Here is a 26,226-nt window from a genome sequence, read left to right as displayed (position 1 = left end):
TCTATCAATCGATACGAGACTGGTCAAGCTAATATTTGATCAATCATCTGTTGAAATAAACCTTGTAATCGCTTGTTATCCTTTGATGATGATGTTTGGTCACGATACAAGTATTCTTCATATGCTAGTGTGATATCATACATTTCTGAAGTTCCTAAACGCTGATCAACTTCTTTGGCATACTGTCGTAATGTTTGCCCTTTCGTTCTAGGCATCCCTCTTTTTTCTAGTATTTCCAGTAGATAGACATAAGATGCTTCTATCTCTAATCTTTCTTTTAATCGTCCCCATTTCTTTAGTAAATACCAATCTCTTAGTTCTGTACGTTTACGATAAATGATGGTAGCAAGAATCGCTAAGATAAACAGCACAGCACCTATCCAATAATAGTTCCCGTCATTTCCTTCTTCTTCGTTATTAGCACCACCAACTTCATTTTCATTTTCAGCTGGATTTAGTGGTTCATTTTCCTGCTCTTCCTCACTTGATTCTTGTTCACTTTCCTCTTCTGTTTCCTCATCATCAATCATGTAATCTTCAGTGTTCACATCTCCGCTTGTTTCCACATAAAAGTCTGTAGGGTTCGTAAAACCACTTGTTGGTTCAAAAGGTACCCAGCCACTTTCAGGAAAATATACTTCTACCCATGAGTGCGCGTTATTATTCGTCACTTCATATAAAGAATAATCGTCGGGAAGAGGAGGTTGATCTGCCGCTTCCACGCCACCGGTGAACCCTTTCACCCATCGTGCTGGGATATCCAAGGCACGTAGCATTACGACCATAGATGTTGAAAAATTATCACAATAACCTACTTTCGTCTCGAATAGAAATTGATCAACATAATCCTCACCTTCTTCTGGTACAGATACATCTTCAATTTGATACACATATCCATTTGTAGAGAAATAACTTTCGATCGCCTGTGCTTTATCGTACCTATTGTCTTCTCCTTCTGTCACTTCAAGCGCTAACTCGCTTACGCGTTCAGGTAGACTATCTGGTAATTGCAAATACTGTTCTCTAATATCTTCAGGATCATTATTTGAATTGTTCCTTAATTCATTAATCTCAAAGGACGGAGCATCATATTCAATATTATAAGATAAATTTTGATTCTGTTCTGACGATTCGAATTCTATATGACCATATTCCCTATCCGAGAAAAACAAATCTTGCCCTTGTCCCAATGATGAAATACGATTAATACCATATGGATATACTACTTTCGGCAATTGGTTTTGATTCACTGGTCGTACTTCAGCACTATATGAAGATGTCTCTACCTGTTGCGAAAAGGTACTCCACCCAACACTACCATTGGTTAATTCCTGAAAGTCTAATTCCTTTGAACGCTCCCAGCCCTTTCCAGTATACAAGTCTTTCGATTCTATTCTCCAATAAATATCATCATGGGCAATAACCTCAAACACAGGAGAATCATCCTCTACAAAAGACCCTCCCAATTGTGAATCGTCTTCCCCATAACCGACTTTTTGTACCGGACCATCACTAAAACCAACATGTCCTGCTGTACTTTGAATAAATGGAACAGGATCTGGCCATTGTGGGTTCAACTTCGGTGAATAGATGCCAAGAATGGTGGCAAACAGGACAATAACAAGAACCGGTGTCATCCAACTCCAAACATGTTTCTTACGATCAGTGGTATCCACATTATTCATCAATTTTACATATCTGCTGAGGCCGAGAACAAGAAAGGATACGACGAACGTTCTGATCATGGCTAATTGAGCATCATATACCGTATACGTATCTAATACTGCTAAATAAATAAACGTTAAGACAACAAATAGAAAGAATTTATTAGCGACCATAAACCAATAGTGTAATAAATAGCTCATAAGCCATAACAATAACAAGAATAGAAAGCTTCTGAAAAAGGATGTCATTAATGCCCAATCGTTTTCCCAAACGACTGCGAGATTATACCTTAACTCGAGTGTTAAAGTCTGGATCCATTCATGGGATAACAAAGTAGCATCAAGAAATAAATAATCTAGTATAAACAGTAGTGAAAAAGATTTGATCACGAATTTTGCCCAGCCATTTCTTGTTAAAAAAGAAGTAACAAAGCAAATAGCCGTATAAATGACAAACAAATGCACACTGCCTGTATCTGTTATTTGTTCTAATGGACGGATCCATTCCCAAAATAATAGAAAACCTGCTAATAATAGAATAAAAGAAGATACAGTTTCTAAAGAAATATTTTTTTTCATCGAGATGCCTGCACCTCCCATTGCTCTTGCATTAATTGCTTTTCTGTTACAGTTTGCACACTAATACTTTTCAAACGCAGCGCCCGAATATATTGCTCTTCTTTATCATCCAATTGTTTTTCTGGAATAACATAGCAAACTACTAATGTATAATCTTGTTTCTTCCAGTTGGATAATCTCTCTACTAATAACTCATCTAATTGATGAATAACAAACAAAATGACACTCCCTCTTGATAGTTCCTTCATCGGTATTGTTATTCGTTCTGCTAACGACACGTGCTCTTGTTTTACAGTTGAGAGGTAGTTTTGCACTGCTGGAAATTGGAACTGCAATTGTTGATTGGAGAAAAATCTCTCAGATTTCCCGAACGTATAAAACGAGATGCTTTGGTCTTTTTTACGCAATGATTGTAGAACAGATGCTGTCCATTCTACCACTGCTTCAAACACTAATCGTTGAGAATGTTGTAGTCCACCCACATCTAAAATAACGACTATACTAGAGTCTTTTTCCTGTTCAAACTCTTTTGTCATCACAGTATTTTTTCGAGCAGTTGTTTTCCAATCAATCCATGAAAAGCGATCCCCAGGAATATATTCACGAACACCTGATACAACATTTGTCAGCTTTTCGTCATGGATATGTGAGGAAGTAGAGCCTTCTTCTAAACTCAGAGATTGCTGTTTCCACTTCAAGTCTTGAATAGCAGGATAAACAAAAAACTCTTTTGCGGCATAAAATCGATGGTTACATTCAACAAAACCGAATGGATCACCCATTTTCAGGCTGATATCGGACAATTGATGGTTTCCTCGTGGCAGGTGTTCTATCCGATACGAAATAGCGAATTCTTTCTGAAAACCTGGATATATGACTTTTTTTACATAACGTTTTCTATTAAATGATGGTTGATCCGAAAGATATTGATATTTTTTCTTACCAATATCTTGAAATTGAAGTGTTTCAGGAAGCAGCTCTTCCAAAACTAAATAGAAAATAGGAAATCGTGATTTTCGTTTGATCGTAATCGTTACCTCTATCTCGCTACCTGTTTCCAAATACCGGTCTGATAACGTTCTATCGATCTTCCAATTGTGAATGGGATAGAATGGGATAAACAGCATATAGAGAATAATAGGCAGCATACTGTAGAATAAAAACCAGCTGACAAACCCTCCTTGAAACATCGCAAATACAAACAAGATCCCTAGTAAAAGAAGTAGTTGCAGTTCTCTTACAATTTTTCTAATGATTCGTTTCATCCATGCAATTCCTTCCTTACAGGTACATCTATTTCCTCTAGTATTCGCGTAATCAGAGAAGATTGGGTAACACCTTCATATCTTGCCTCCGGACGTAATATGACCCGATGTGATAAAACATAAGGTGCTAAATAAACGATGTCATCTGGTATCACATAATCGCGTTTTTGAATATAAGCGTATGCTTTGGCTGCTTTCATCAATGAGATCGAACCACGTGGACTAACTCCTAGTTGAACGTAGGGACTCTTTCTCGTTTCGGATACCAGTTGAACAATATAACGCTTTACTGTGTTATCAACATAAAGACTGTCTACTTCTTTTTGCATATTTAGTAATTGTTCTTTATTGATAACTGCTTCTATCTCATCAATTGGATGCTCACGGTCAGTTCGATTTAACATTTCTAATTCATCCGCTTCGTTGGGATATCCCATACTTAACTTCATGAGGAAACGGTCAAGTTGTGCTTCTGGTAGTGGATATGTTCCTTCATAGTCTACTGGATTTTGAGTTGCCATTACGAAAAAAGGCTTTTGCAGCGATTTTGTCATGCCATCTACCGTTACATTCATTTCTTCCATTGCTTCTAGTAAAGCGGATTGGGTTTTCGGTGAAGTTCTATTAATCTCATCCGCTAATACGATATCGCCAAAAATAGGACCACTTCGGAATTCAAATACCATTTCTTTTGGATTATATATCGAAACACCTGTTACATCAGAAGGTAATAAATCAGGTGTGAACTGGATTCTTTTAAAATCACAATTTAATGATTTTGACAATGCTCGTACCATCATTGTTTTTCCTACGCCTGGTACGTCTTCCAATAATACATGCCCGTCAGCTAACAGGGCAACAAGGCTGAGTGTTACCTCACGTTCCTTTCCTATCATGACTTTTTCAATGTTTTCTAGAATTTTTCCTACTTCGTTTCCGTAATCCATCTTATCCGCCTCCATTCTTACTACTCTTTTCCGAAACCATTACTACCTATAACTATACTATATTATAACCCCCTTTTCCTACTGATTAATCTAGGTGAATGAAGAAAATCTTGGATTTCTCAGAAACTGCGCAGACTCGAGCACACCACAAAATGGAACGTCAACTCGGTGCTAATGTTTGTTGAGCGGACATATAGTGCGTTATTTGGCAAAATAACTACCATTTCTCGATGTTGGCGGACATTTAGTTCCTTATTTGGTTACTTTTGGTGAAAATTAGCGTTATTTTCGATGAATAACGGAATAGATGTCCGCTAGGATCCTAAAAACATCACTTTTGTCATAAATAGCGGAACAAATGTCCGCCCTAGGTCAGGTTTATTTTGTCAAATCGTAATATTCTATACTTCCCAAAAAGAAATAACCTCAGGCAAAGGCCTTGAGGTTATCCGATAATTACTCGTTCAGTTGGGTAATGGAAACGATCTTTAGTATCATCTCCACGGATGATAAATAAGAAGGTAAAGAGACCGATCCGACCAATAAACATGAGACACATGATTAAACATTTACCGAAAGTAGATAGTTCAGGAGTAATACCCATTGATAAACCGGTAGTACCAAAAGCAGATGCTACTTCAAAGATAATTTCCATCAGACTGAACGGTTCTGTTTTATTTAGGACAATCACTGATCCAACACAAAGCATTAAGGCAGTCGTAATGACGATAAAAGATCGCATCATATCTTCTTGGTGTATCTCGCGTCCGAATACTTTCACACTTGAATTTCCTTTCGCATAATTCCAAATCGTTAAGAGCATAATCGCAAAAGTTGTGGTTCGAATCCCACCGCCTACACTGCTAGGAGAAGCACCAATAAACATTAAGGCACTGATTAAGAATAGCGTAGCCGTTGAGAGTTCGGACACCTCCATAGTTGCCAAACCACCACTTCTACTAGTAACCGATTGAAATAAACTATAAAAGAAAGTTTCATGCCATGATTTATCCACAAAAAAGGCATTTTTCTCCAACAAATAGATTAGTAATGCTCCAATTACAACTAGCCAAAAAAATGTAACCGTGGTGATTTTAGTAAACAGAGAAAATTTATGTCGATCATTAATTGCTTGGCTTCTTCCTTTTAGAACTTCCTGCACTTCGATTAACACCGGAAAACCAATAGCTCCTAAAACAATCAGAATCATATTGATAAATTGAACAAAATAATCATCAGCAAACGGAATCAACGAAGCACCAGTAATATCTAATCCACCATTAGTGGTCGCACTGACCGCACCAAATAATCCGTGTAACATTGCTTCTCCGACACTGTCATAATAGTTGAGAAAATGAATCGATAAAATCGCCGCACCAATCAACTCAATCAACAAAATCAGTTTAAAGATTTCCAGCATTAATTTAACAAGGCCGGATAATGTTTTACTATTTTGTTCAACCATAATCATTTTCCGATTGCGAATACCTATTTTTTTACCAAGCACCACCCAAATAAAGGTACTCATCGCCATAATCCCTATACCCCCGAGATGTAATATCACCGCAATGGCAACCTGACCAGCTGGGTTGAAGACATCTGCAACAGGAATAACCGTTAATCCTGTCACACTTATCGATGTAACTGCAGTAAACATTGCGTCAATAAACGATAATTCTACCCCAGGTCTATGAAAAAATGGCAAGCTTACAATAATAGTACCAATAATCACTGCTAATAAGTAATAGATAACGATATGATGAATAGCTGTCCACTGTTTCATCACACTTTTCAATTTTCCGATGCTATTCATTTCAATGACCCCTTAGTGTAATTCAAACTAGAGGATAGTTTATCATAGATTTATCCAATTATCATCTTTTCTTTCGGGTAGCGATAACGATCATGAACATCTTCACCACGAATTAAGAATAGAAATGAGAAAATACCGATACGTCCGATAAACATCAATAAAATGATCACTATTTTACCGACTGCTGATAGATCGGATGTAATCCCCATTGACAGCCCTGTTGTACCAAAAGCCGAAAAAACTTCAAAAACAATCGCCATATTCGACAAAGGCTCTATCCAAATCAATAATACGATCGCACAACCACATAATATAATCGCTGTAATCACAACGATGAATGATCTTATTACATCATCTGGATCAACCTCCCGTTTGAATACTTTAATAGTATTATGCCCTTTTGCGTAATGAAAAATAGCTAACATCATAATAGCAAAAGTTGTCGTACGAATCCCGCCACCTACACTGCTCGGGGATGCTCCTATAAACATAAGTGCACACAAAAGGAATAACGTAGGTGTCGTGAATTCTGCAACATCCATTGTTGCCAAGCCACCATTCCGTGTTGTTACAGATTGAAAAAGACTATAAAATAGCGACTCATGCCATGTCTTTCCCTGTAAAAAATGATTATGTTCAAATAGAAAGATACCTAATGCACCAGCCACAATTAATATAAAAAACGTAATCGTAGTTATTTTAGTAAATAAGGAGAATTGATATTTCCATTCTAAATTGCGATACCTGCCCCAAAGTACTTCCTGTATTTCTAGTAAAACAGGAAACCCAATCGCCCCTAGAACTAAAAGAAGGATAGTAATAAATTGCACGAAATAGTCATGTGCAAAAGGCACAAGTGATGTACCTGTAATATCAAAACCTGCATTTGTTGTCGCACTAACAGATGCAAAAATCCCTTGTATTATTGCCTCCTGCCATGTATCAAAATACTTTAGAAAGTATATCGAAAGAACGACAGCACCAAACAACTCAATGACTAAAATCGTTCTTAAAATTTTTAGCATCAACTGGACCAATCCTGCTAATGTGTTACGATTTTGATCAATTTGAATTAATTTTCTTGTTCGTATTCCAATTTTTTTACCAAGTACTAAATAAATAAACGTTCCTAATGTCATAATTCCAATACCGCCAAACTGTAAGACAAACGCTAAAACGAAATAACCAATGTTATTAAACGTGTCAACTGTGGATACAACCGTCAGCCCTGTGACACTGATCGCACTAACTGCAGTAAAGAAACTATCTAACAAGGATAGTTCGACCCCTTCACGGTGGAAGTATGGGATACTAAGTAAAAATGTAGATAATAATGCAGTTAAAAAATAAAATAAGACAATAAGATGAATACTAGATAAATTACTTAATTTATTAAAGAAAATACCTAATTTTTTACGCACAGTGTTCACTTCTTTCTATTTTCTAGTGCTACAACTGACATTATAGCAAAAAATAGAAATGGAATCCTGATTAATATTAAAATCCACTATATGAGTCACGATGAAACCTGCCATTCGCCTGATACAAATAATTCTCAGGAATAGTTTGTTCTATCATCGGAAAAATTACTCGTTCTTCTAACCGGACATGCTTTTGCAACAACTCCCCTAAGTTACGGAAAATTTGACGATCTTTACATTGCCCCCCTCTGATCTCTTGAACATAGCTTCTTATCTGCACATGTTGAATAAGCATTTCACGAATTTCAGGGATATCTACCGCTTGATATTGAGCAAACAATGGTAATAACACTTCTTCTTCATCACGAAAATGATCTTCTCCATCGTATTTCCAAAAGTCTATAACATCTCTTGTCATCTTCTGAATACTCCCTTTTTGATCTGCATTTTTTAACTGTTGTGCCATTACTAGCGTGTGGTGATGATGATGAGATAAGGGATGCAATGCTTCATGTCTTTTCATTTATACCGACTCCTTTTTTATCCATAGTATCAAATTTGTGTTTGTCTTCATTTCATTTTAAAATAATTTTGTGAGATACAATGTGATTTGTTACATAGAAAAGGAGAAATCGGATGAATTCATTAAGAAAATTTGTCATGGATATACGCTTTAATCGCTTTATTACAGGACTAATTATATTTAACACGATATTAATTGGCCTTGAAACCTTCCCAAATATTTATGAAAACTATCATACTTACTTTGTTGTAATTGATATAATCATTCTCGCCATTTTTGCTTTAGAAGTTATCTTAAAGATTATGGTGCTAAAAAAAGGGTTTTTCTCTAATCCCTGGAATATTTTTGACTTTGTAATAGTACTAGGAAGTTTGATTTTATATAGCACCCCTTTCGTTAGTGTTTTACGTATTTTCCGTGTATTGCGTGTTTTCCGTACAATTACTGTTATTCCCTCTTTACGTAGAGTTGTAACAGCATTGTTTATGGCAATACCAACTATCAGCAGCGTATTGTTAGTAATGTCAATTATTTTTTATGTATATGCTATTTTAGGAACAACTTTTTATGGTGATATTGCCCCTGAGTATTTCGGTAACATCTTTTTAAGTTTCATTACATTGTTCCAGATCTTCACTTTGGAATCTTGGGCTAGTGGTATATTTCGACCGATTTTTGCAGAGGAATCATTATCATGGGTGTATTTTCTTTCCTTCATTGTAATCTCGGCATTTATTATGATTAATTTAATTGTTGGGGAGATTGTTAATAATGCACAAAAAATTACTGATGATATCGAAGAAGATACAGACGAGATTAAAGAGGATACAGGTGAAATAAAAGAGTTGCGCAAAGAAATACGAGAGATTAAGGAAATGTTGCAGAATAAATAATGATAAAGTAAGACTTCAATCAGTGGGCGTTTAAAACGCCCACTGATTGTTAGCGAAATCTTATCAGAAAGTTAGCGTCCGTTTATCCCATACTTACGCCCATATCTTAAAGTGGGGGTATTACACCGTTATAAAGTTCCTTATTGGGGATAAAGATCCGATAATCAACAAATCTTTTGGGGTGTTGCTTGGATTTGTTGATTATCCCAGTTTATTCAACAAATCTCTTGGCTCGTTGCTTAGATTTGTTGATTATCCCAGTTTATTCAACAAATCTCTTGGCTCATTGCTTAGATTTGTTGATTATCCTGATTTATTCAACAAATCTTTTGTTCGTTTCTTAGACTTGTGGGTTATCTCCTCTTTATATTTGAACTCTAAAGAGACTAACTATATAAAGTCAATAGTTAGTCTCTCTTATCATATCCTATCTCCCATTCAATTGCTTGCTGACCATTTTGCTCAAGAATTTGATTGGTTTTAGAAAATGGTTTGCTGCCAAAAAATCCCCGATGAGCTGATAACGGGCTTGGATGGGGGGATTTGATAACATAATGTTTGGATAAATCAATCAGGGCTTGTTTTTTCTGGGCTGCTGCTCCCCAAAGGATATATACGACAGGTGTTTCTTTTTGGTTCAACGTCATAATGACTTGATCAGTAAATTGCTCCCATCCCTTACCACGATGAGAATGTGCTTGTCCCTGCCTTACTGTCAATACGTTGTTTAGTAGCAACACACCTTGTTCTGCCCATTTCACGAGATAACCATGATTAGGAATTGGACAGCCAATATCTGCATGTAATTCTTTATATATGTTTTTCAGGGAAGGTGGAATATCAACCTCTGGCTTAACAGAAAAACTTAAGCCGTGCGCCTGATTAGGGCCATGGTAAGGGTCCTGGCCAAGAATCACCACTTTTACATGATGAAAAGGTGTGTAATGTAACGCATTATAAATATCATACATATTGGGATAAATCGTGTAGTTCTGATACTCCCGCTTCAAAAACTCTCGTAATTGTACATAATAGTCCTTCTGAAATTCAGTTTCTAATAGATCTGCCCAATCATTGTTCAATATATTTGTCGTCATAACTATCAACCTTTTTCTAAAAATTGTTCTACTTGTTCTCTAGTCGGCATACCGCCTTGGGCTCCTATCTTACCAACGGATAACGCTGCTGCTGCATTCGCAAACTTGACTGCTTTCGTTAAAGCTTGTCCTTCCGCTAACGCTACTGCCAATGCACCATTAAAAGTGTCACCTGCACCTGTTGTATCAACAACATCTACAGCATGTCCTGCTACTTCTTGCTCTTTGCCAGCTTCCATAAACGAAACACCTTGTTTTCCTTTTGTGATGACTAGTTTCTCGTTGTGCTGATTCCCGAATAGTTGTTGCCGTTCGGTTTCATTAGGAGTAATATATGTAGCTTTTTCCCATGTTGCTTGATCCAATTCCATAGCTGGTGCAGGATTAACAATAACAGGAACCCCGTGTTTATGACATAATGCCATACTATACGCAATCGTTTCTTTCGGAATTTCAAATTGAAGCAAGACATAGTCACTATCAAGTATGGTAGCTTTTATTTGCTCAATATAATCCTTTGTCACTTTACCATTTGCTCCGGCAATGATAATGATTCGATTATCCTGTTCAGATAAGATAATATTAGCAAGACCTGTTGGTATTTCCCTTACATGATCAATGTGGTCTACTTGAATGTTTTCTTTCCGCAAATGATCCATCAAGACATCACCAAATTGATCGTCACCAACACAACCAACCATCGTTACTTCCGCTCCAAGACGAGCAGCAGCTACTGCTTGATTTGCACCTTTCCCACCAGGAATCGTTTGAAAATTGGTCCCTCTTACCGTTTCACCTTGGACTGGCACCATATCTGTTTCCGTAACTAAGTCCATATTAATACTGCCAATCACTGTTATTTTGGGTTGATTCATTCCTTACATCTCCTCTCACTCGGAGTATGATTCTAACGATTTTTTGAATAAGCTCCAAAACTTTTCCTGATTGAGCCCTGTAGCAAAATAAGCATTTGGTTCCCGACCTGTAACAGCTAAACGATCGACAACCGTCATCCCGTAGCTGAATTCTCCTTTTGTTTCTATGGCAACATGAACATCTTCAAACTCAAAAATAGAAGGATCAATGAGATGTGCAATCGTACATGCATCATGAATCGGACCACCTGGAAATGCAAAATAGTCTTTGTATGCTTGCATAAAAAATACTAATAACTCTGCCACAAATTCACTTACCGGGTTGGCAATTTCTTTTAACTGTTCTACTGTTTCTTTGGTAGCCAAGGCCTGGTGTGTTACATCCAGCCCAAACATCCGGATTGGAAGTCCACTCTCGAACACGACTTTGGCAGCTTCTGCATCAACGTAAATATTAAATTCGGCTGCAGGTGTCCAATTACCAAAGGTGCCCCCACCCATTAAGACAATTTCCTTTATCTTAGCCTTGATAGAAGGATCTTTTACTAGAGCCAAGGCAATATTGGTTAACGGACCTGTTGGCACTATTGTAATCGCCTCTTCTGCACGGTGTAATTGCTCAATAATAAAATCAACCGCATGTTGATTAATCGCCGTTCTTTTAGGTGTATTCGGCAGATTAGGACCGTCTAAACCTGTCTCTCCATGAATATGTTCCGCTATTTCTGGTTCTCTAACCATCGGCCTTTTCGCACCTTGTACTACCGGAACATCATCTAAACCGATAATATCACAAACTTTCAATGCATTTAAGGTATTCTTTTCTACTTCTACATTTCCGGAAACAGTTGTAATGCCGACTATATCTAACGGACTAACTTTAGACGCTGCTAGAATAATAGCGATTGCATCATCATGACCCGGATCACAGTCTAAAATCACTTTCATATTTATCACTCCTTAACCTATATTGTACACAAAAAAACTGCGAATCATCTACTCCGCAGTTTTAGTTCCACTTATTTCGGGTAAGAGTTATATAAATGATTGTTTTTCTTTTTCCATCCAGCCGTCTGCCCATTTTTGGATGCTTTTCAATACCGGTTCTAGAGCTTTTCCTTTTTCAGTTAGGGCATATTCAATTCTGACCGGTGTTTCATCATAGACCTGGCGTTTCACGATGCCTTGTTTTTCTAAGTCTTTTAACCGTTCCGATAATACACGTCCACTAATACCAATTGTTGCTTCAATGGTAGAAAAACGTTGTGCACCTTCTAATAATTGAAAAATGATCAATCCAGTCCAGCGCTTATTTAATATATTTAATGCCGATTCAAACTTCGGACAAATCGTTTTGTCTGCCATAGTTCTCACCTCTTTAGTTATAGTATAGCAAATTTTTTTACATAAATAAAATAATTAATTTACTTGACGTAAGTAATTAATGTTTGTATACTTAGTTACATAAAGTAAGTTAATGATTATTAGGGAGGAATTTTCGAAATGGCAAATGTAAATTTAGACAAAGTACACAGTGCATTGAATTTTGAAGTAAAACATATGATGGTATCTAAAGCAAAAGGTGAATTCCAAAATTTTGATGTGGATTTTAACGGAAGCTTTGATGACCTTGAAAATGCTAGTGTCAAAGTGACAATTGATGTTGCGTCTATCGAAACTAACAATGAAGACCGTAACGGGCACTTAAAATCAGGTGACTTCTTTGATGTAGAAACATATCCGAACATTACTTTTGTTAGTAAAAACATCGAAAAAGCAGGTGATTCTGAATTTAAAATCACTGGCGATTTAACTATTAAAGGTGTTACAAATGAAGAAACTTTCACGGCTGAATACAATGGAAAAGCAAAAGACCCGATGCAAGGTAATACGATTGCCGGTGCAGATGTATCCGGGAAAATCAACCGTGAAGATTATGGTTTAACTTGGAATGCACCACTTGAAACTGGCGGGGTATTAATCGGTAAAGAAGTTAAATTTACTGGTGGATTTGAATTTGTTGTAGAAGAATAATAGTAAACATAAAAAGCCAACGCTTCATGATGCGTTGGCTTTTTCAGGCTGTGTAGCTAATATCGCAGCAATCACCCCAATAAAAGGAAAAACTAAAGAGATTAATAGCACAGGCGTATAACTCTGAAAAATATCATACCCTATTCCAAACGGTAACGGTCCAAAAGCAGATGCAGCTACCATCATAGTTGCACCCACTCCATTAATACTACCGATGAACTTCCGCCCAAAATAATCTGGCCAAATCACATTTGTAGCAATCCGACCGAATCCGTTGGCAATTCCCCAAAGAACTCCAACAATGATCGCAATAATAGCATTTGCTAACATTAGTAATAACAATAGAATCATAAGTTCCAAGATAAATATAAGCACAAATAAATAGTTTGTTTTTATTTTTTCGGTAATAAACCCTGATGCAAGTGACATCGGAATCCCAACAACAGCCATTAGGCTTAATACTGTCGCAGCAATTCCCGCTGGTAAGTCATGAAAGGCAAAAATTGAAATGATATGAAAGGTTACCCCTGTATTAACTAATGAAGGAATGCCAATACAAATTAAAATCATCCAAAAAGCACGCGTTTTAACAGCTTCATTTAGTTTCCAATTCACCTCTGACAACGACTTTTTCTGTTGTTCCTTTTTTTTATCCGCTTTTCTCTCTAGTCCGTCTGGAACAAGCCCAACATCTTCTGGGCGATTTCGCACCCCGAAAAATGCTAGTGGTACAAATATAAAAAGAAGCAAGATTCCCCAAAACCGCCAGGCAAATTGCCAATCCCATGTTTGGATCAACCATGTATTGGCGATTGGAAATAACATCGCACTCGCAAAACTTCCGAGCGAAACAAAACTAACCGCACGTCCCCTTTTTTCAATAAACCATTGAGCGACAAGCGTATTAGGTATCAATGTCATACTACCTTGGCCAAGTAAACGGATCAAAAAGAAACCAACGACAAACATCCACATTGTTGATACGATACTATTAAAAAAACACGCTAATGAAAGAAGTGTACCAACTGTCACCATCATCGTACGTTGACCAAATCGATCGATAAATCGACCGACAAGCATCATAACGAAACCAGCAATTAATGTAGCAACGGAATAAAGGCCGGAAACTTCAGATCGTGACCATCCGAACGTGGCGATATATTCGTCTACAAATATCGAATTCGAATAGGTTTGCCCTGGACCAGAAAAAAAGACGCCAAAAGCGGCGATCGCGACGATTACCCAACCGTAATAAAATCTTTCAACAAATCGCTTTGTCATGTTGTATCACCTTTTGCTATTATACACAATTTACAAAGCGTTTACATTTATTTAAACTGTTCCTCTTTCGATAAGATTGATCGCAAGTTCTTCATGACGATTAATTGCTTTTCCTAAAACATGCTGAAACAGCCGCTCACCCATTGTTGCAATTGGAATTTCAAATGTTGTAATATCCATCATTTTTGCTATTGGTTGATTATCGAAACCAATGATAGCCATGTCCTTAGGTACTCTCATATGTGCGTTCTTACAAGCGGTCAGAATGCCTGCTGCCACTACATCACTCGTTACCAGTAGTGCATCTGGTTTTTCTGTTAATTCTGAGATTTCATCCATTACTTTTTGACCATCTTCAAAATAATAGTTTTCAGTAAAAACAAATTCCTTTTGTGGATATTGTCTCAAAAACTCTTTATAAGCCAGTTGGCGAAAGTAACTATTTGAGCCTGATTCACGCCCTATACAGTAACCGATTCTTTTATATCCCTTATGTTTTAGGTAAGCTAATGCATCCATAAAACTTTGGTAATGGTCAACAAAAACGGAATCTATGCTTTTATTCCCTGCTGCATTTTCACTGACAACAATTCTTCCATATTGCTGGTAAGCTTCAATGGTTGGTAATTCAATCCTATGAGAACAAATAATCAGTCCATCAATTTGTTTATGTTTCAACATATCTAACGCTTCCTGCTCTCTTTCTTTTTCGTAATTGGTCTGAATGAGTACAAAATGATAATGATTTTCCACCGCTTGCTTTGCTATCCCCTCGATAAGCAGCCCAAAGTATGGATGCTTTACAAAAGGAACAACTACACCGATTAGATGAGATTTTCCTTGGCTAAGACTTACCGCAGTTCGATTCACCTGATAGTCTACTTTCCTCATCACATCGATAACTGCTTTCCGCTTCTCTTCACTAACATATGGATGGTCATTTATTACTCGAGACACAGTTGTCACTGACACGCCGGCCATTTTTGCGATATCACGAATATTTGCCAAGATTTTCACCTTTTTTCTTAAAAATTTCTTGCTCTGAAACGCGTTCCACCATCTAAGCTAAGATTAAAGGAGGGGGAATGATGGAAATATTATTTGGTATTTTTATCTGGTTATTTATGTGTGGTAGTATCCTTATTTTAGCATCCTTTGCCATTCAATTAGAAGGAGAAGAAAAAAAGCATGATTTGAAGGGGTATCTGGCTTATATCGAAGAAGTGTACAGTCGGAATATTACAGATCAGAAAAAATAAAAGGAAGGCACATACAGAATCATTCATTGTTTTCTGTATGTGCGATTCTCTCTTTGTAACAGCCTCCTACTATTAATAGGATTCTCTCCTTTCCTTTAAATGTTTTAACATTGCAACTATTAGGAAACTAACAATCACTAACAGGAGCCATGAGCTAATTTTACCTAAATGAACGATTTGCCATGTTTGAGATTGTCCGGGATATTGCCATGCTCCAAAAAAAGTAGCAATATTTTCCGCAATCCAAATAAAAAAGCCGATTAATACAAAGGCAAGAACCAGCGGCATCTTATATGTACGATGATTCACACGATAATAAACAATCGTTTGTAAGAATAATAGAATCGTGGCAACCTTTAGCGCCCAGCGAAAATCATAGATATAGTGATGGGTAAAAAAGTTAAAATAGATTGCAGCACTTAGGATAGCAACCGGCCAAGTCGGCGGCCACTTTTCTAACTGGACATCAAGTCGACGCCAGGCCTGACATAAATAACTGGCAACACTGGCATACATAAACCCACTATATAGTGGAACGCCAAATACTTTTGTAAGTGCTTCTTCCGGATAGCTCCAGGAACCCATATGTACTTTATAAATTTCCAATGCCAGACCGATAAGGTGAAAAACACAAATAACTTTTACCTCATCCCATGTTTCCAGCTTAGTGACGAGCATGAGCACTTGGGTAATCAGACAAATGATAAGGATAAGATCATAGCGGTGAATAAATGGCACATCTATCATCTGAGTAATCGCTAATGTGGAGAAAATAACAACAGCAAAAACGCATGATTTTGCCTGCTCAATTCCAAACGTCCATAATTGTCGCACGGCTAGATCTCCAACACATAACTAATGATTTCTTTTATTTGTCCATTCTTATGTTTATTTAATTTGTAAATATCACAGAAGCTGTAATGACGCTGCTCACCACTCTTATCTGTCGAATGGATGATGCCATTAACTACTCCTTCTTTTCCATGCGTAATCAGATGTTCGATTTCTAACTCGAACTGGTTACCATTATCCATTCCTTTGAGTGCGTATTCTAAGTTTTCTATTCCCTCTATCGTGTCATTTCCGACCATGCGCCACGTTATATCAGTAGTGACACTTTCTAATATTTTTTCACTGTTTCCTTTTACAAATGCTTCATTAAATGCTCGGAAAAATTGTTGATTTTTTGTTTCCATATATTGTACACTCCCTCTTCTAAATTAGTATACCATAGGAGGCTTGTTTGTTATAATGAAGCGGAAAGGAGATGATTTATTGATCGTTAGACCTCCACAAAAAACAGATCAATTGTTGCAGTTGGAAGTGATGCAAGAACGTTACCTCGACGTCCCTCCAAATATCTCCGAATCGTTTGGCAGAGAACTCGCCGGCTATCTTGGAGAGAAAAGTTTACCTTACTTCATAGACCTCATTACTACTACATCCCATTATGATTTATATGGCCTTAGACTAGAAAGAAATAACCACCACTTCCAAATCGATGGCTTATTTTTATTCCCTGCCTTTTTCTTAATTACCGAAATCAAACACTTAAAAGGGAAACTTTTTATTAACGAAGCACATCAGATGATTCAGTCGAAAGAATCAGAGGAGAAAGTGTACCAGCACCCTCTTTCCCAAGCAAAATTACAAAAAGAACAGCTTAGAAAAGTTTTAGAGGACCTCGGTTTTGAATCCATCCCCATCTACACGTTAGTTATCTTCACTCATGATCAAGCATATTTAACCTTTGAACAACCAGATATGATACCTGTTCAACAACTTCCTTTTCGATTGGAGGAATTAACACGGGAATTTTCAGATCCTAGGCTAGGTCGGAATCCATTATTACAATTAAGCAAAAAGTTGGTGAGTATGCATCGAGAGCGCCCGCTTACTTTTTTACAGCCAACCGGAGAGGTGCTTCGTAATATTAGAAGGGGTGTGTTTTGTCCTAAATGTAAACCGCTAGTAATGAAATGGACATATGGTACTTGGAAGTGTGGTAAATGCGGCTATAAAGATAAAAATGCTCACATTCCTGCTTTGATTGATTTTGTTTTTATGTTTGGATACACAATCAATAATAGGCAGGCAAGGTGGTTTCTATTATTAGACTCCATTTACACTGCATCACGGATTTTGAAGAAATTAGAAGTGGAATCATATGGGGGAAATAACAATAAAACTTATAACTTAAGATTTTTACTGAATAGCTATAAAGGAAGGACCTAATCAGGTGTCCTTCCGTTGTTATTCATGATTTATTAACTCAAGACTTTTGGCTTGTAACTTGCACGGTTTACTTGCAACTTTCCGCATTTATTTGCAACACCTATCAAAACTATATATTGTGATAAAAATCACTTAACAACACTACATATTGTGTTACATTCTATTCATCATACTAAAAGGAGAGTTGATCAATGTTTCAGAATACAGAGCAGATTATCAAGAAGTTTACATCCAGTGAAGATGATAAAAAAGCTGATTATTTAAAAAGGGAGAATAGTAATTATGTATATTCGCTTCCACTTCTTAGGCACAATTTAACTAATCATGCGGAGGAGCAGTTTCTTTTTCAGCATATTCTTCCTCCAAGAATAAAGGAATTATATGATGAGGGTATTGTCTATGTTCATGACAAACAACTCGCACCGTATTGTGTATCGATTAGCTGTCGGGATATTGCGATGAAAGGTATTCCATCACTTGCGAAAAATATGATTACGTCTAGACCCACAAAACGATTATCAATTCTACTTAGACATTTCAGCAATGTGGTTACACTTATTTCGCAACAAGTATCAGGGGCTGTCATGCTTGCGCAGCTCTCAACAATAGCCGCTTCCTATCTCCAGGAGGAGGAAAATCACAATATTACATACAATCAAGATGAATTAAAACAGCTTTTTCAAAGTTTAATTTGGGAATTGAATATGCCATTAAGATCAGGCGCACAGAGTAGTTTTTCTAATATTACATTGGAATTCGGAAAACCTTCTGAAGAAATAAAAGATGAATATGTTGTAATTGGTGGAGAACCGCTCTCTATCAAGTATTCAGATATTCCTTCTCATTATTTTGATCGCATTAATCAAGCGATTATCGATGTGATGAGTGAAGGAACTGGAAGTGATGGTATTCCATTCACCTTTCCACTACTGACTGTACAAATCGATGATGACTTTAATTATCATAACCCACTATTTCTGGAATTACTCGATAAAATGTATAACTGGGGTGGTGTTTATTTTGAGAACTTTAAGACGAAGCCTTTTGAAGATCCTTATTATAAAGCATTAAATCCAACGATTCAGGCGAAAGATCCCGAAGTCAGTCGCAGTCTCTGTTGCAGGTTACAAATAAATCTTGAAACCTTATCAAAAGCTGGTGGTGGTGTCTTTGGTTCTTCGACCGGTTCCACAGGAGCTGTGCAGGTTCTAAATCTTAATATCAACCGCTTGTTACTAGAGTTTGGCGACGATATCGATACTGTCAAAAAGAGAATGCGTGAATATATGGAAGTAATGCAAGAAGCGCATATGGCAAAACGAAAATGGTTAGAACAAAATAAAGAACTTTTCCCTACCTTTTTCTCGTATAATCATAATCTAAGAAACTATTTTAATGTATTTGCAATCACAGGAATGAATGAGGGACTTATCAATATCGGTTACCAGAAAGGAATCAACGATACTAATGGTAAGCTAATTGCACATGAATTAATGCAGTATATGACTGAGATAGTTAATGAGTTTATTGTGCGTGATAAAGTGGCATGTGGTATTGAGTATGCACCTGCTGAGAATGCTGCGATTAAATTAGCACGACATGATCAGAAGTGGGCAGAGGCTCACAACAAAAATATTTTCACACAAGGAGAAGGTGAAAATCCTTACCTTACCAGTGGTTGTATGACGCCTTTTTCAGAGGATGATTTCTTAGATCAATTAGAAAACAGTGCAGAGTTCCAAGGCTATGCTACTTCAGGAAGTGTGCTGCACCATTTCTTGGAATCAAAAGTAACACCCGAAAAATTGGTAAGCTATTTGGATAAAATTTTTGAAAAACCGATTAACTATATCACATTAACACCAACCATTACATCATGTATGGATTGTGGGCAAAAAATGGTAGCAGAGGATGCGAAAAATGTCCAAGAATGCCCGACATGCGGCTCCCATGATATTGCTTCATTTAGCCGTGTGATTGGTTATTTAAAAATGATTGCTCGCAATAATATTAATGTTGATGAAAAAGGTTATTACAAAGGGAAATATAATTTCTGGTCGAAAGCAAGACGCCATGACTGGAATGTACGCAAACGAATGAAGGAAGAAACTATAGAAGAAGTTGTTCATTCGTGAAGTTTTATAACCGTTTTATTCGCACATTTCAAGACTTGCCCGACCATACAACATTACTGATACATTCTTTATCTGGCTGTCTGCTTCATTGCTATGGCTGTCACAATTATGATGAAATTATTGCCAATAAACCGAAAAACTATAAAACTAAAGAAGATCTCTATGCTTATTTAGAGAAAAGCGGCTTTCTGTTTGATGCTGTTATGTTTAGTGGGGGAGAATTTTTAATCGATAAAATAGAGGATATTATAGATTTACTGCATCAAGTTCGCACCATTTTTAACGGAAAAATTATTGTGACAACTTGTGGCGTATATAATACAAAACTCAAACGATTGATTGCAGAAGGCCTAGTGGATGGTATTCATATCGATATGAAGCTTCCATATCATGTATTAGATCCAAAGGAGGATCAAAACATTTTCCATGATGTGATGGGGATTAAGCCTAACCAGCAATTAATTGAAAATCTGTTGGATAGTATTGATGTCGTCATTCAACACAATTCACCACTGGACCAGGTGCGAACTGTAAAATATCCGATTCTAGCTGAAATCTTTTTTGATGAAATTCGTGATTATGTAGAACGAAGAAAGAGCTATTTTCAAAGTGATGTTCCTTATTATTTAAATCAATTTCAATATGTGTAATGGAAGGATACGAATAGTTCGTATCCTTTCTTTGTTTAATTTTCCATATATGTGGTAACTCATTATTGTACCCGCAAAAAAATAGAAGGAGAGTGAGTTAGTATGAAACAAAGAACTGGTCAAGATTGGCATTTAATTGATCATAAAATCTTTATTCCATCCTTACTTTTCATCATTATGATTAGCATTCCTTTTTCTATTTACGAATCTGAATCATTAAATCTGCTGAATACTATATTTGATAAAATTGTAGATGTTTTCAGTTGGGGGTATATTTGGTATGCGCTTATTTTGGTAGTAGCCGGGTTATATTTATCATTTTCCAAATACGGAAAAGTAGTGCTTGGGAATCCAAATGAAAAACCGAGATTTACTATGTTTGAGTATGCATCGATCTTGATTGCAATGGGTGTTGGCTCCACCATTATGAGAACAGGGATGGTCCAGTGGACACAGGTGGCGTTGGACCCTCCTTTCGGTGTAAGCCCTGAATCGCAAGAAGCACTTTTATGGGGAAATGCCTATAGTATGTTCTTATGGAGCTTTCAAGTTTTTGCAATCTTTGTGATGGCAGCTCCAGCAATGGCATACATTATCCATGTTAAGAAAAGACCGTTGATGCGCATCTCAGAAGCATGTCGTTGCATTTTCGGCGATAAATTCACCGATGGCCTGGGAGGAAAAGTGTTAGACATTCTTTTTTTAGTCAGCATCTTATCTGGTGCTGCTGTTACGTTAGGATTAGGTACACCAATCATTACCTATAATGTTTCAGCACTGCTACATATTGAGGTTACCTTTGGCCTTACCATGATTATAACGATTATTTGGGTTTTTCTATTCTCTGTAAGTGCCTATCTCGGTATCGAAAAAGGGATCAAGCGCTTGAGTACATTTAATATGTATTTAGCTGGCGGACTTGCTATCTTTATTTTAATCGCTGGTCCTGGTATTTTTATTTTGGATTATTTTACAGACACGGTTGGACATTTGCTTCAACATTATCTGCAATTGTCCTTTTATACGGATTCCGTCGCCATGGAGACGACTACTCATGTACAAAGCCATATGATCTTCTGGTTTGCTTATAGTGCTACATGGGCGATGCTGCACAGTATTTTTGCAGCGAAAATTTCTAAGGGTCGTACTGTCAAGGAAATGATTCTCACTTATTTACTGGCGCCTACCATGCTTTCCTGGATCGCAACAGGTGTCTTAGGTGGATTGGGAGTGGAACGTTATCTTACAGGTGAAGTACCTGTTCTTGATATTACAGAAGGCAATAATCCAATGAATGCAATACCTGAAATTCTTCTTTCTTTACCATGGTCGAGCATTGCCATTATTGCTTTCGTCGTAGTTTCAATGATTTTCCTGACCACTACATTGGACTCCACGACATACACCATTGCGGCATATACGAGCAAACGGGATATGAGTAAACTGGAGCCATCGAGAAAACTAAGAATTATTGTAGCGGCTATAATTACCACACTTGCATTAATACTCATGCAAATTGGTGGGCTTGCACCACTTGAAGTCATTTCCGGATTAATGGGAATTCCAATTATCGCCATTCAATTGCTAACCATATATGCAGCAAAAAGAATGATGGATGAAGATAAAGCATGGGTTTATAATGTGCGACAATAAATAAGAGGATGGAACATAACTAAATAAGAAGAACGAAAATCCGAACAATCTGAATCTATCCTAGGCAAAAGACGCAGACTTCTCATGACGAGCACGAGTGAAGATCCATTGTTGGAATGTTCTTCTCCACACAGTTAGCTGAATGACCCACGGAAAGTGAAGTGTTTTGCCGAAGTGGTTAGATATTAATGTTCGGATTATTCCTATTTAATTAGCTTTTTGCTCCAGCCTCTTATTACTATTGAAAATCTCTCTTTATCGTTTTTTTCCATTCTTTCTGGAAAATTTCTTCTCCATTTTCAAATGCTATTAAACGATTCAAAAGATAGAAATTCTCTTCATCACTAGTCATTTCACTAAAAGTATCTAGTTTGGTTTGCCAGTCGTCACGACCAACTACGAGTTCCCACTCACAAGTTACCTTAGCAGATAATGGATCGTTTTCTTTGATCGAGAATGTGTTTTTGTTGATGCTACCGTGCTCTATTCCATTGGTTAAAAGCTTACGTTCACCCTCATCAGAGAAATCTTCCAACTGCCAAACACCATTAATGAGATCATGTTTAACTTCTCGTGTACGTCTCTCTTGGCGAAGAATCTCTTTTTCTACTACTTCAGCTGTTTCAGGCACTTGAAAATGTGAACCAGCATCCCTATCCTCCGGTTGCGGTGTACGTACAGGCAAAGCAAGATAAGTGTTCTCGTTTTGATACACTGTCAAATTTACTGGTTTTGGAGATGGCCAGGCTTGTGGCCAATACGTTGGCGATAACACTAACTCAATCGAGTGACCGGCAGGAATTTGCTGACCAAGTACATTTAAATCTACCGTCACCTGATAATTTCTTCCACGCTCCAAATTCTGAGGATGTTCATGTGACTCAAGATGATTAAGGTTTAACATTCCCCAAGTAATCATGGTCGACTCACCTGTTGGTGCTTTGTCATTTACCTTTGCAACGATAAAAGCATTTTCCTGATCTACCGAAAATTCAGCACAGAGCTTCGGCTGTCCTAATAGATCAATTGCTTCTTCTAACGGATCAGACGTAAATACGACCGCTTTTCCATTTTCTAATCGCTGGTCTGCTGGTAAATCACCTGGCTGACCAAATGGACAAAATACACCATTATAAAGTCCATGTTCTTGTACACTCGGAATCACGATTTGATCACCCTTTTCCACAGGATTTGTTGAAATCGTCTGTCCTTCCATATACCATTTTTTCATTTGGACATTGCTTGAGGGCCATGTGTTATCACTCACCCATTTTCCTGGGCGTTTCTCATAGGTTACTTGTGGTAATTCACTGTCCTGTATCCATGAAATGAGCTTAGGCTCCTCTCTAATGCCAGTATCAATTCCTCTTAACCATTGATCCCACCAGCGTAAGCATTCTTGCAAGAAACCAATATTTGGCTCAGGTGTTGCCACTTCCGGATATTCATGTGCCCACGGACCTACCAAACCTTTACTTTCGTTCGGCAAATGTTCTAATAAACGGAACACCGCATTTGTATACCCATCTTGCCAGCCACTTACTGCAAATACAGGAATATCTACTTTAGAAAAATCCTCACACACCGAGCCATGCTTCCAATACGCATCACGACGTTGGTGCGTTAGCCACTCCTCGACGAATGGCGGGGTATTTTCGAGACGATCTAGCCAATTCTCTCTCCAGCTATCCCCCACTACAGCAGGATCTTGTGGCCTGGCATTATACACAAACATCGTAGATGCCCACCATAACATATCGGACGCCAGAACATTTCCGCCTTTGTAATGTACATCATCAGCGAAACGATCATCTGTTGAACATAGTGTAATAATAGTTTTTAAAGCAGGGTGCTGCCGGGCTGCGACTTGCAAACTGTTAAATCCTCCCCAAGATTTACCGATCATGCCTACAGCACCTGTTGACCAGTCTTGTTCACCAATCCAATCTAGTATCTCTAATGCATCATCATGCTCCTGCTTTAAATACTCATCTAACAAAATACCATCCGAATTACCTGATCCGCGAATATCCACTCGAATACTGGCATAACCATGTCCAGCAAAATACGGGTGCCTTACAGAATCGCGAATTGCAGTAAAATCGTTTTGACGGTATGGAATATATTCTAATATCGCCGGTACTGGATTTGCTCTTGCATCCTCTGGTAACCAAATGGTTGCAGCAAGTTTAGCACCATCAGACATCGGAATCCAGACGTTTTCCAGCTTTTTTACCTGGTGTGGAAAATCCTTTTTTACTCGGCGCTCATGTGAATCTTTTATGTTAAAAACCAATGTTGTCCACCTTTCTTTTCTTCAAATTCTTACGCTAACGCCATTCTTTTCTTGGCCTTTTTCTCTAGAAGACCTAATGCTAAATCGGCCACAATTGCCAAAAGTGTTGCAGGAATAGCACCTGCATAAATTTTCACTTCTGATTGCAAACTGATTCCTGAAATTATTTCTTTTCCTAATCCTTCCGCTCCAATATATGGTCCGATACATGCAACAGCTATCGCAATAACTGACGCGACACGTAATCCAGCCAGAACAAATGGAATCGACAATGGAAATTGCACTTTGGCAAGTAATTGAAAAGGTGTCATCCCTGATCCTTTACCAGCTTCCATAATGCTGTCATCTACTTCACGAATACCAACATAGGTGTTACGTACGATTGGCATTAAAGAGTATAAGAAGAGTCCAATTACCATTGTTTGAAAACCTAATCCGAAGTAAAGCATGAGAATAGCTAACATTGCCAGACTCGGAATTAGTTGCAGGATATTCGTCAACGAAATAATAAAAGGTGCTAAGCGTTCAAAACGCGCCGCTATTATCCCCAATGGAATACCGATGGCTAGCGCTAACACTATGCCATAGATAACCATTAATATGTGTTCGATTGTTAATTCTAAAAGTAAATCACTGTTATCTAGCATGTATTGACCGAGTTCTTGAAGAAAGCTCATGTCATCACCTATCCTATTCAAGCATTCCTTTTTCTTGTAAAAATTCTCGAGCTACATTTTCCGTGCTTTGTTCTTCCATATCAACTAAACGAATTAATTCTGTCATTTCTTCTGTACTCACTAAGCCAACAATAGAATCTAGTATTTCAGCTACCTCGGGATATTCGTCAATAACGGCATTACGAGCAACTAACGAACCCTCATATGGCGGAAAGAACTTCTGATCATCTTCTAAAATCGTTAAGTCATATTCAATAATTTGTGGATCTACTGTGTAGGCAGTAACCGCATCCACATCGCCATTTGCGATCGCTGTATACATTAAGGCTACATCCATCCCTCTTGCATCTGCAAATTCATAACCGTATGCTTTCTTATAACCTTCATAACCATCATTGTCTCGTTCAATCCAAGAATTATCTGTACCTATCGTTATTTGATCTGCAACCTGACCTAAATCAGACATTGTTTCAATCCCTTGTTCGTCTGCAAAAGCTTGTTTAACGGCAATACTGTATTGGTTACTGAATCCAATTGAGTCATACCATTTCATATCATGTTTTTCACCGAATAAATTCTGTGCTTGTTCTAATGTCTTCTGAGGATCTGTTGAATATTCCACTTGGTCTTCATCAAAATGATTGTTGTAAACTTCACCTGAGTATAATGTGGCAAAATCAAAATCTTCTTGATCAATTGCACTCATAATCTGTGGACTTGCTGGAATATCTTCCGTAATGTTTACTTCATGGTCTGTTTGGTCTTCAATCAGTAGTTTAACGATTTGCCCCATAATTTTAGGATCTGTATTTTTCTGTGCACCATATTCAAATACTTCACCACCATCTGCCGAACTGCTGCCTCCACATGCTGTTACAATCATTAATAATACTGCTAACATACTTGCTACCAATACTTTTCTCATGTTG

At 37.5% G+C, this 26,226-nt stretch carries 24 protein-coding genes; 7 read left to right on the top strand and 17 right to left on the bottom strand.

Going from position 1 to position 26,226, the window contains the following annotated elements; genetic code table 11:
* Positions 1-23: 23 nt before the first annotated feature.
* From J5J03_RS17265 to J5J03_RS17240, 6 genes are all read right to left on the bottom strand, one after another.
* Positions 24-2,243, bottom strand: a complete 2,220-nt coding sequence (locus tag J5J03_RS17265) for a transglutaminase TgpA family protein (protein WP_208591198.1) — start codon at positions 2,241-2,243, stop codon at positions 24-26.
* Positions 2,240-3,508 (bottom strand): DUF58 domain-containing protein, encoded by a 1,269-nt coding sequence (locus J5J03_RS17260; RefSeq protein WP_208591196.1) that lies wholly within the window; start codon positions 3,506-3,508, stop codon positions 2,240-2,242. The genes J5J03_RS17265 and J5J03_RS17260 overlap by 4 nt, the downstream gene beginning before the upstream one ends.
* On the bottom strand, positions 3,505-4,455 hold the full coding sequence (locus J5J03_RS17255; RefSeq protein WP_208591194.1) for an AAA family ATPase: 951 nt from the start codon (positions 4,453-4,455) through the stop codon (positions 3,505-3,507). Before J5J03_RS17255 ends, J5J03_RS17260 begins: the two co-directional genes overlap by 4 nt.
* A gap of 445 nt (positions 4,456-4,900) precedes the next feature.
* Positions 4,901-6,268, bottom strand: a complete 1,368-nt coding sequence (locus tag J5J03_RS17250; RefSeq protein WP_208591193.1) for a TrkH family potassium uptake protein — start codon at positions 6,266-6,268, stop codon at positions 4,901-4,903.
* A 50-nt stretch (positions 6,269-6,318) separates the two neighbouring features.
* Entirely contained in the window at positions 6,319-7,689 is a 1,371-nt protein-coding gene (locus J5J03_RS17245) for a TrkH family potassium uptake protein (protein WP_407927851.1), read from the bottom strand.
* Between the two features lie 76 nt (positions 7,690-7,765).
* Complete coding sequence (locus J5J03_RS17240; RefSeq protein ID WP_208591192.1) at positions 7,766-8,212, bottom strand: hemerythrin domain-containing protein; 447 nt, start codon at positions 8,210-8,212, stop codon at positions 7,766-7,768.
* Between the two features lie 113 nt (positions 8,213-8,325).
* On the opposite strand from J5J03_RS17240, the gene J5J03_RS17235 reads away from it, so the two are divergent.
* Complete coding sequence (locus J5J03_RS17235) at positions 8,326-9,105, top strand: ion transporter (RefSeq protein WP_208591191.1); 780 nt, start codon at positions 8,326-8,328, stop codon at positions 9,103-9,105.
* A gap of 407 nt (positions 9,106-9,512) precedes the next feature.
* On the opposite strand, the gene J5J03_RS17230 is transcribed toward J5J03_RS17235, so the two are convergent.
* The 4 genes from J5J03_RS17230 to J5J03_RS17215 all read right to left on the bottom strand — a co-directional run bounded on the left by J5J03_RS17230 (position 9,513) and on the right by J5J03_RS17215 (position 12,442).
* The gene (locus J5J03_RS17230) at positions 9,513-10,202 is read right to left on the bottom strand and encodes a uracil-DNA glycosylase (RefSeq protein ID WP_208591190.1); all 690 of its coding nucleotides are present in this window, start codon (positions 10,200-10,202) and stop codon (positions 9,513-9,515) included.
* Positions 10,203-10,207: 5 nt separating this feature from the next.
* Positions 10,208-11,077: a ribokinase gene (gene rbsK / locus J5J03_RS17225; RefSeq protein WP_208591189.1), complete on the bottom strand. Its 870-nt coding sequence runs from the start codon at positions 11,075-11,077 to the stop codon at positions 10,208-10,210.
* Positions 11,078-11,092: 15 nt separating this feature from the next.
* The gene (locus J5J03_RS17220) at positions 11,093-12,025 is read right to left on the bottom strand and encodes a nucleoside hydrolase (RefSeq protein WP_208591187.1); all 933 of its coding nucleotides are present in this window, start codon (positions 12,023-12,025) and stop codon (positions 11,093-11,095) included.
* Between the two features lie 87 nt (positions 12,026-12,112).
* On the bottom strand, positions 12,113-12,442 hold the full coding sequence (locus J5J03_RS17215) for a winged helix-turn-helix transcriptional regulator (protein WP_208591185.1): 330 nt from the start codon (positions 12,440-12,442) through the stop codon (positions 12,113-12,115).
* Between the two features lie 138 nt (positions 12,443-12,580).
* On the opposite strand from J5J03_RS17215, the gene J5J03_RS17210 reads away from it, so the two are divergent.
* Positions 12,581-13,111, top strand: coding sequence for a YceI family protein (locus tag J5J03_RS17210; protein ID WP_208591183.1), 531 nt, complete (start codon positions 12,581-12,583; stop codon positions 13,109-13,111).
* 24 nt (positions 13,112-13,135) lie between these two features.
* On the opposite strand, the gene J5J03_RS17205 is transcribed toward J5J03_RS17210, so the two are convergent.
* Both J5J03_RS17205 and J5J03_RS17200 read right to left on the bottom strand, forming a co-directional pair.
* Positions 13,136-14,392, bottom strand: coding sequence for an MFS transporter (locus J5J03_RS17205; RefSeq protein ID WP_208591182.1), 1,257 nt, complete (start codon positions 14,390-14,392; stop codon positions 13,136-13,138).
* Between the two features lie 51 nt (positions 14,393-14,443).
* Positions 14,444-15,400 carry a LacI family DNA-binding transcriptional regulator gene (locus J5J03_RS17200; RefSeq protein WP_208591181.1) on the bottom strand — a complete coding sequence of 319 codons (957 nt, stop codon included), beginning with the start codon at positions 15,398-15,400 and terminating at the stop codon, positions 14,444-14,446.
* An 80-nt stretch (positions 15,401-15,480) separates the two neighbouring features.
* On the opposite strand from J5J03_RS17200, the gene J5J03_RS17195 reads away from it, so the two are divergent.
* Entirely contained in the window at positions 15,481-15,651 is a 171-nt protein-coding gene (locus J5J03_RS17195) for a hypothetical protein (protein ID WP_208591180.1), read from the top strand.
* Between the two features lie 72 nt (positions 15,652-15,723).
* Here J5J03_RS17195 and J5J03_RS17190 read toward each other — a convergent pair whose 3' ends face one another.
* Together J5J03_RS17190 and J5J03_RS17185 are read right to left on the bottom strand one after the other, a co-directional pair.
* Positions 15,724-16,485 carry a DUF817 domain-containing protein gene (locus J5J03_RS17190; RefSeq protein WP_208591179.1) on the bottom strand — a complete coding sequence of 254 codons (762 nt, stop codon included), beginning with the start codon at positions 16,483-16,485 and terminating at the stop codon, positions 15,724-15,726.
* A gap of 2 nt (positions 16,486-16,487) precedes the next feature.
* Positions 16,488-16,847 carry a nuclear transport factor 2 family protein gene (locus J5J03_RS17185; protein ID WP_208591178.1) on the bottom strand — a complete coding sequence of 120 codons (360 nt, stop codon included), beginning with the start codon at positions 16,845-16,847 and terminating at the stop codon, positions 16,488-16,490.
* Between the two features lie 55 nt (positions 16,848-16,902).
* Here J5J03_RS17185 and J5J03_RS17180 point away from each other — a divergent pair, with 55 nt between their 5' ends.
* The 4 genes from J5J03_RS17180 to J5J03_RS17165 all read left to right on the top strand — a co-directional run bounded on the left by J5J03_RS17180 (position 16,903) and on the right by J5J03_RS17165 (position 22,324).
* A complete protein-coding gene (locus tag J5J03_RS17180; RefSeq protein ID WP_208591177.1) occupies positions 16,903-17,886 on the top strand; it encodes an NERD domain-containing protein in 984 nt (327 codons plus the stop codon).
* Between the two features lie 191 nt (positions 17,887-18,077).
* Entirely contained in the window at positions 18,078-20,021 is a 1,944-nt protein-coding gene (gene nrdD, locus J5J03_RS17175) for an anaerobic ribonucleoside-triphosphate reductase (protein ID WP_208591176.1), read from the top strand.
* On the top strand, positions 20,018-20,671 hold the full coding sequence (locus tag J5J03_RS17170) for a 4Fe-4S cluster-binding domain-containing protein (protein ID WP_208591175.1): 654 nt from the start codon (positions 20,018-20,020) through the stop codon (positions 20,669-20,671). Before nrdD ends, J5J03_RS17170 begins: the two co-directional genes overlap by 4 nt.
* A 102-nt stretch (positions 20,672-20,773) precedes the next feature.
* Positions 20,774-22,324: a BCCT family transporter gene (locus J5J03_RS17165; RefSeq protein ID WP_208591174.1), complete on the top strand. Its 1,551-nt coding sequence runs from the start codon at positions 20,774-20,776 to the stop codon at positions 22,322-22,324.
* Positions 22,325-22,562: 238 nt separating this feature from the next.
* Here the strand turns inward: J5J03_RS17165 and J5J03_RS17160 are convergent, their stop codons facing one another.
* The 3 genes from J5J03_RS17160 to J5J03_RS17150 are packed head-to-tail and all read right to left on the bottom strand — an operon-like array spanning position 22,563 to position 26,222.
* Entirely contained in the window at positions 22,563-24,620 is a 2,058-nt protein-coding gene (locus J5J03_RS17160; RefSeq protein ID WP_208591173.1) for a CocE/NonD family hydrolase, read from the bottom strand.
* Positions 24,621-24,649: 29 nt separating this feature from the next.
* The gene (locus J5J03_RS17155) at positions 24,650-25,297 is read right to left on the bottom strand and encodes an ABC transporter permease (RefSeq protein ID WP_208591171.1); all 648 of its coding nucleotides are present in this window, start codon (positions 25,295-25,297) and stop codon (positions 24,650-24,652) included.
* A 13-nt stretch (positions 25,298-25,310) separates the two neighbouring features.
* Positions 25,311-26,222: an ABC transporter substrate-binding protein gene (locus J5J03_RS17150; protein WP_208591169.1), complete on the bottom strand. Its 912-nt coding sequence runs from the start codon at positions 26,220-26,222 to the stop codon at positions 25,311-25,313.
* Between the last annotated feature and the right edge of the window lie 4 nt (positions 26,223-26,226).

Source organism: Gracilibacillus suaedae (assembly GCF_017599345.1).
In the GTDB taxonomy this organism is placed as follows: domain Bacteria; phylum Bacillota; class Bacilli; order Bacillales; family Amphibacillaceae; genus Gracilibacillus; species Gracilibacillus suaedae.
Note: the sequence above shows the minus strand (reverse complement) of the source record. Positions and strands in the feature narration are given on the sequence as shown.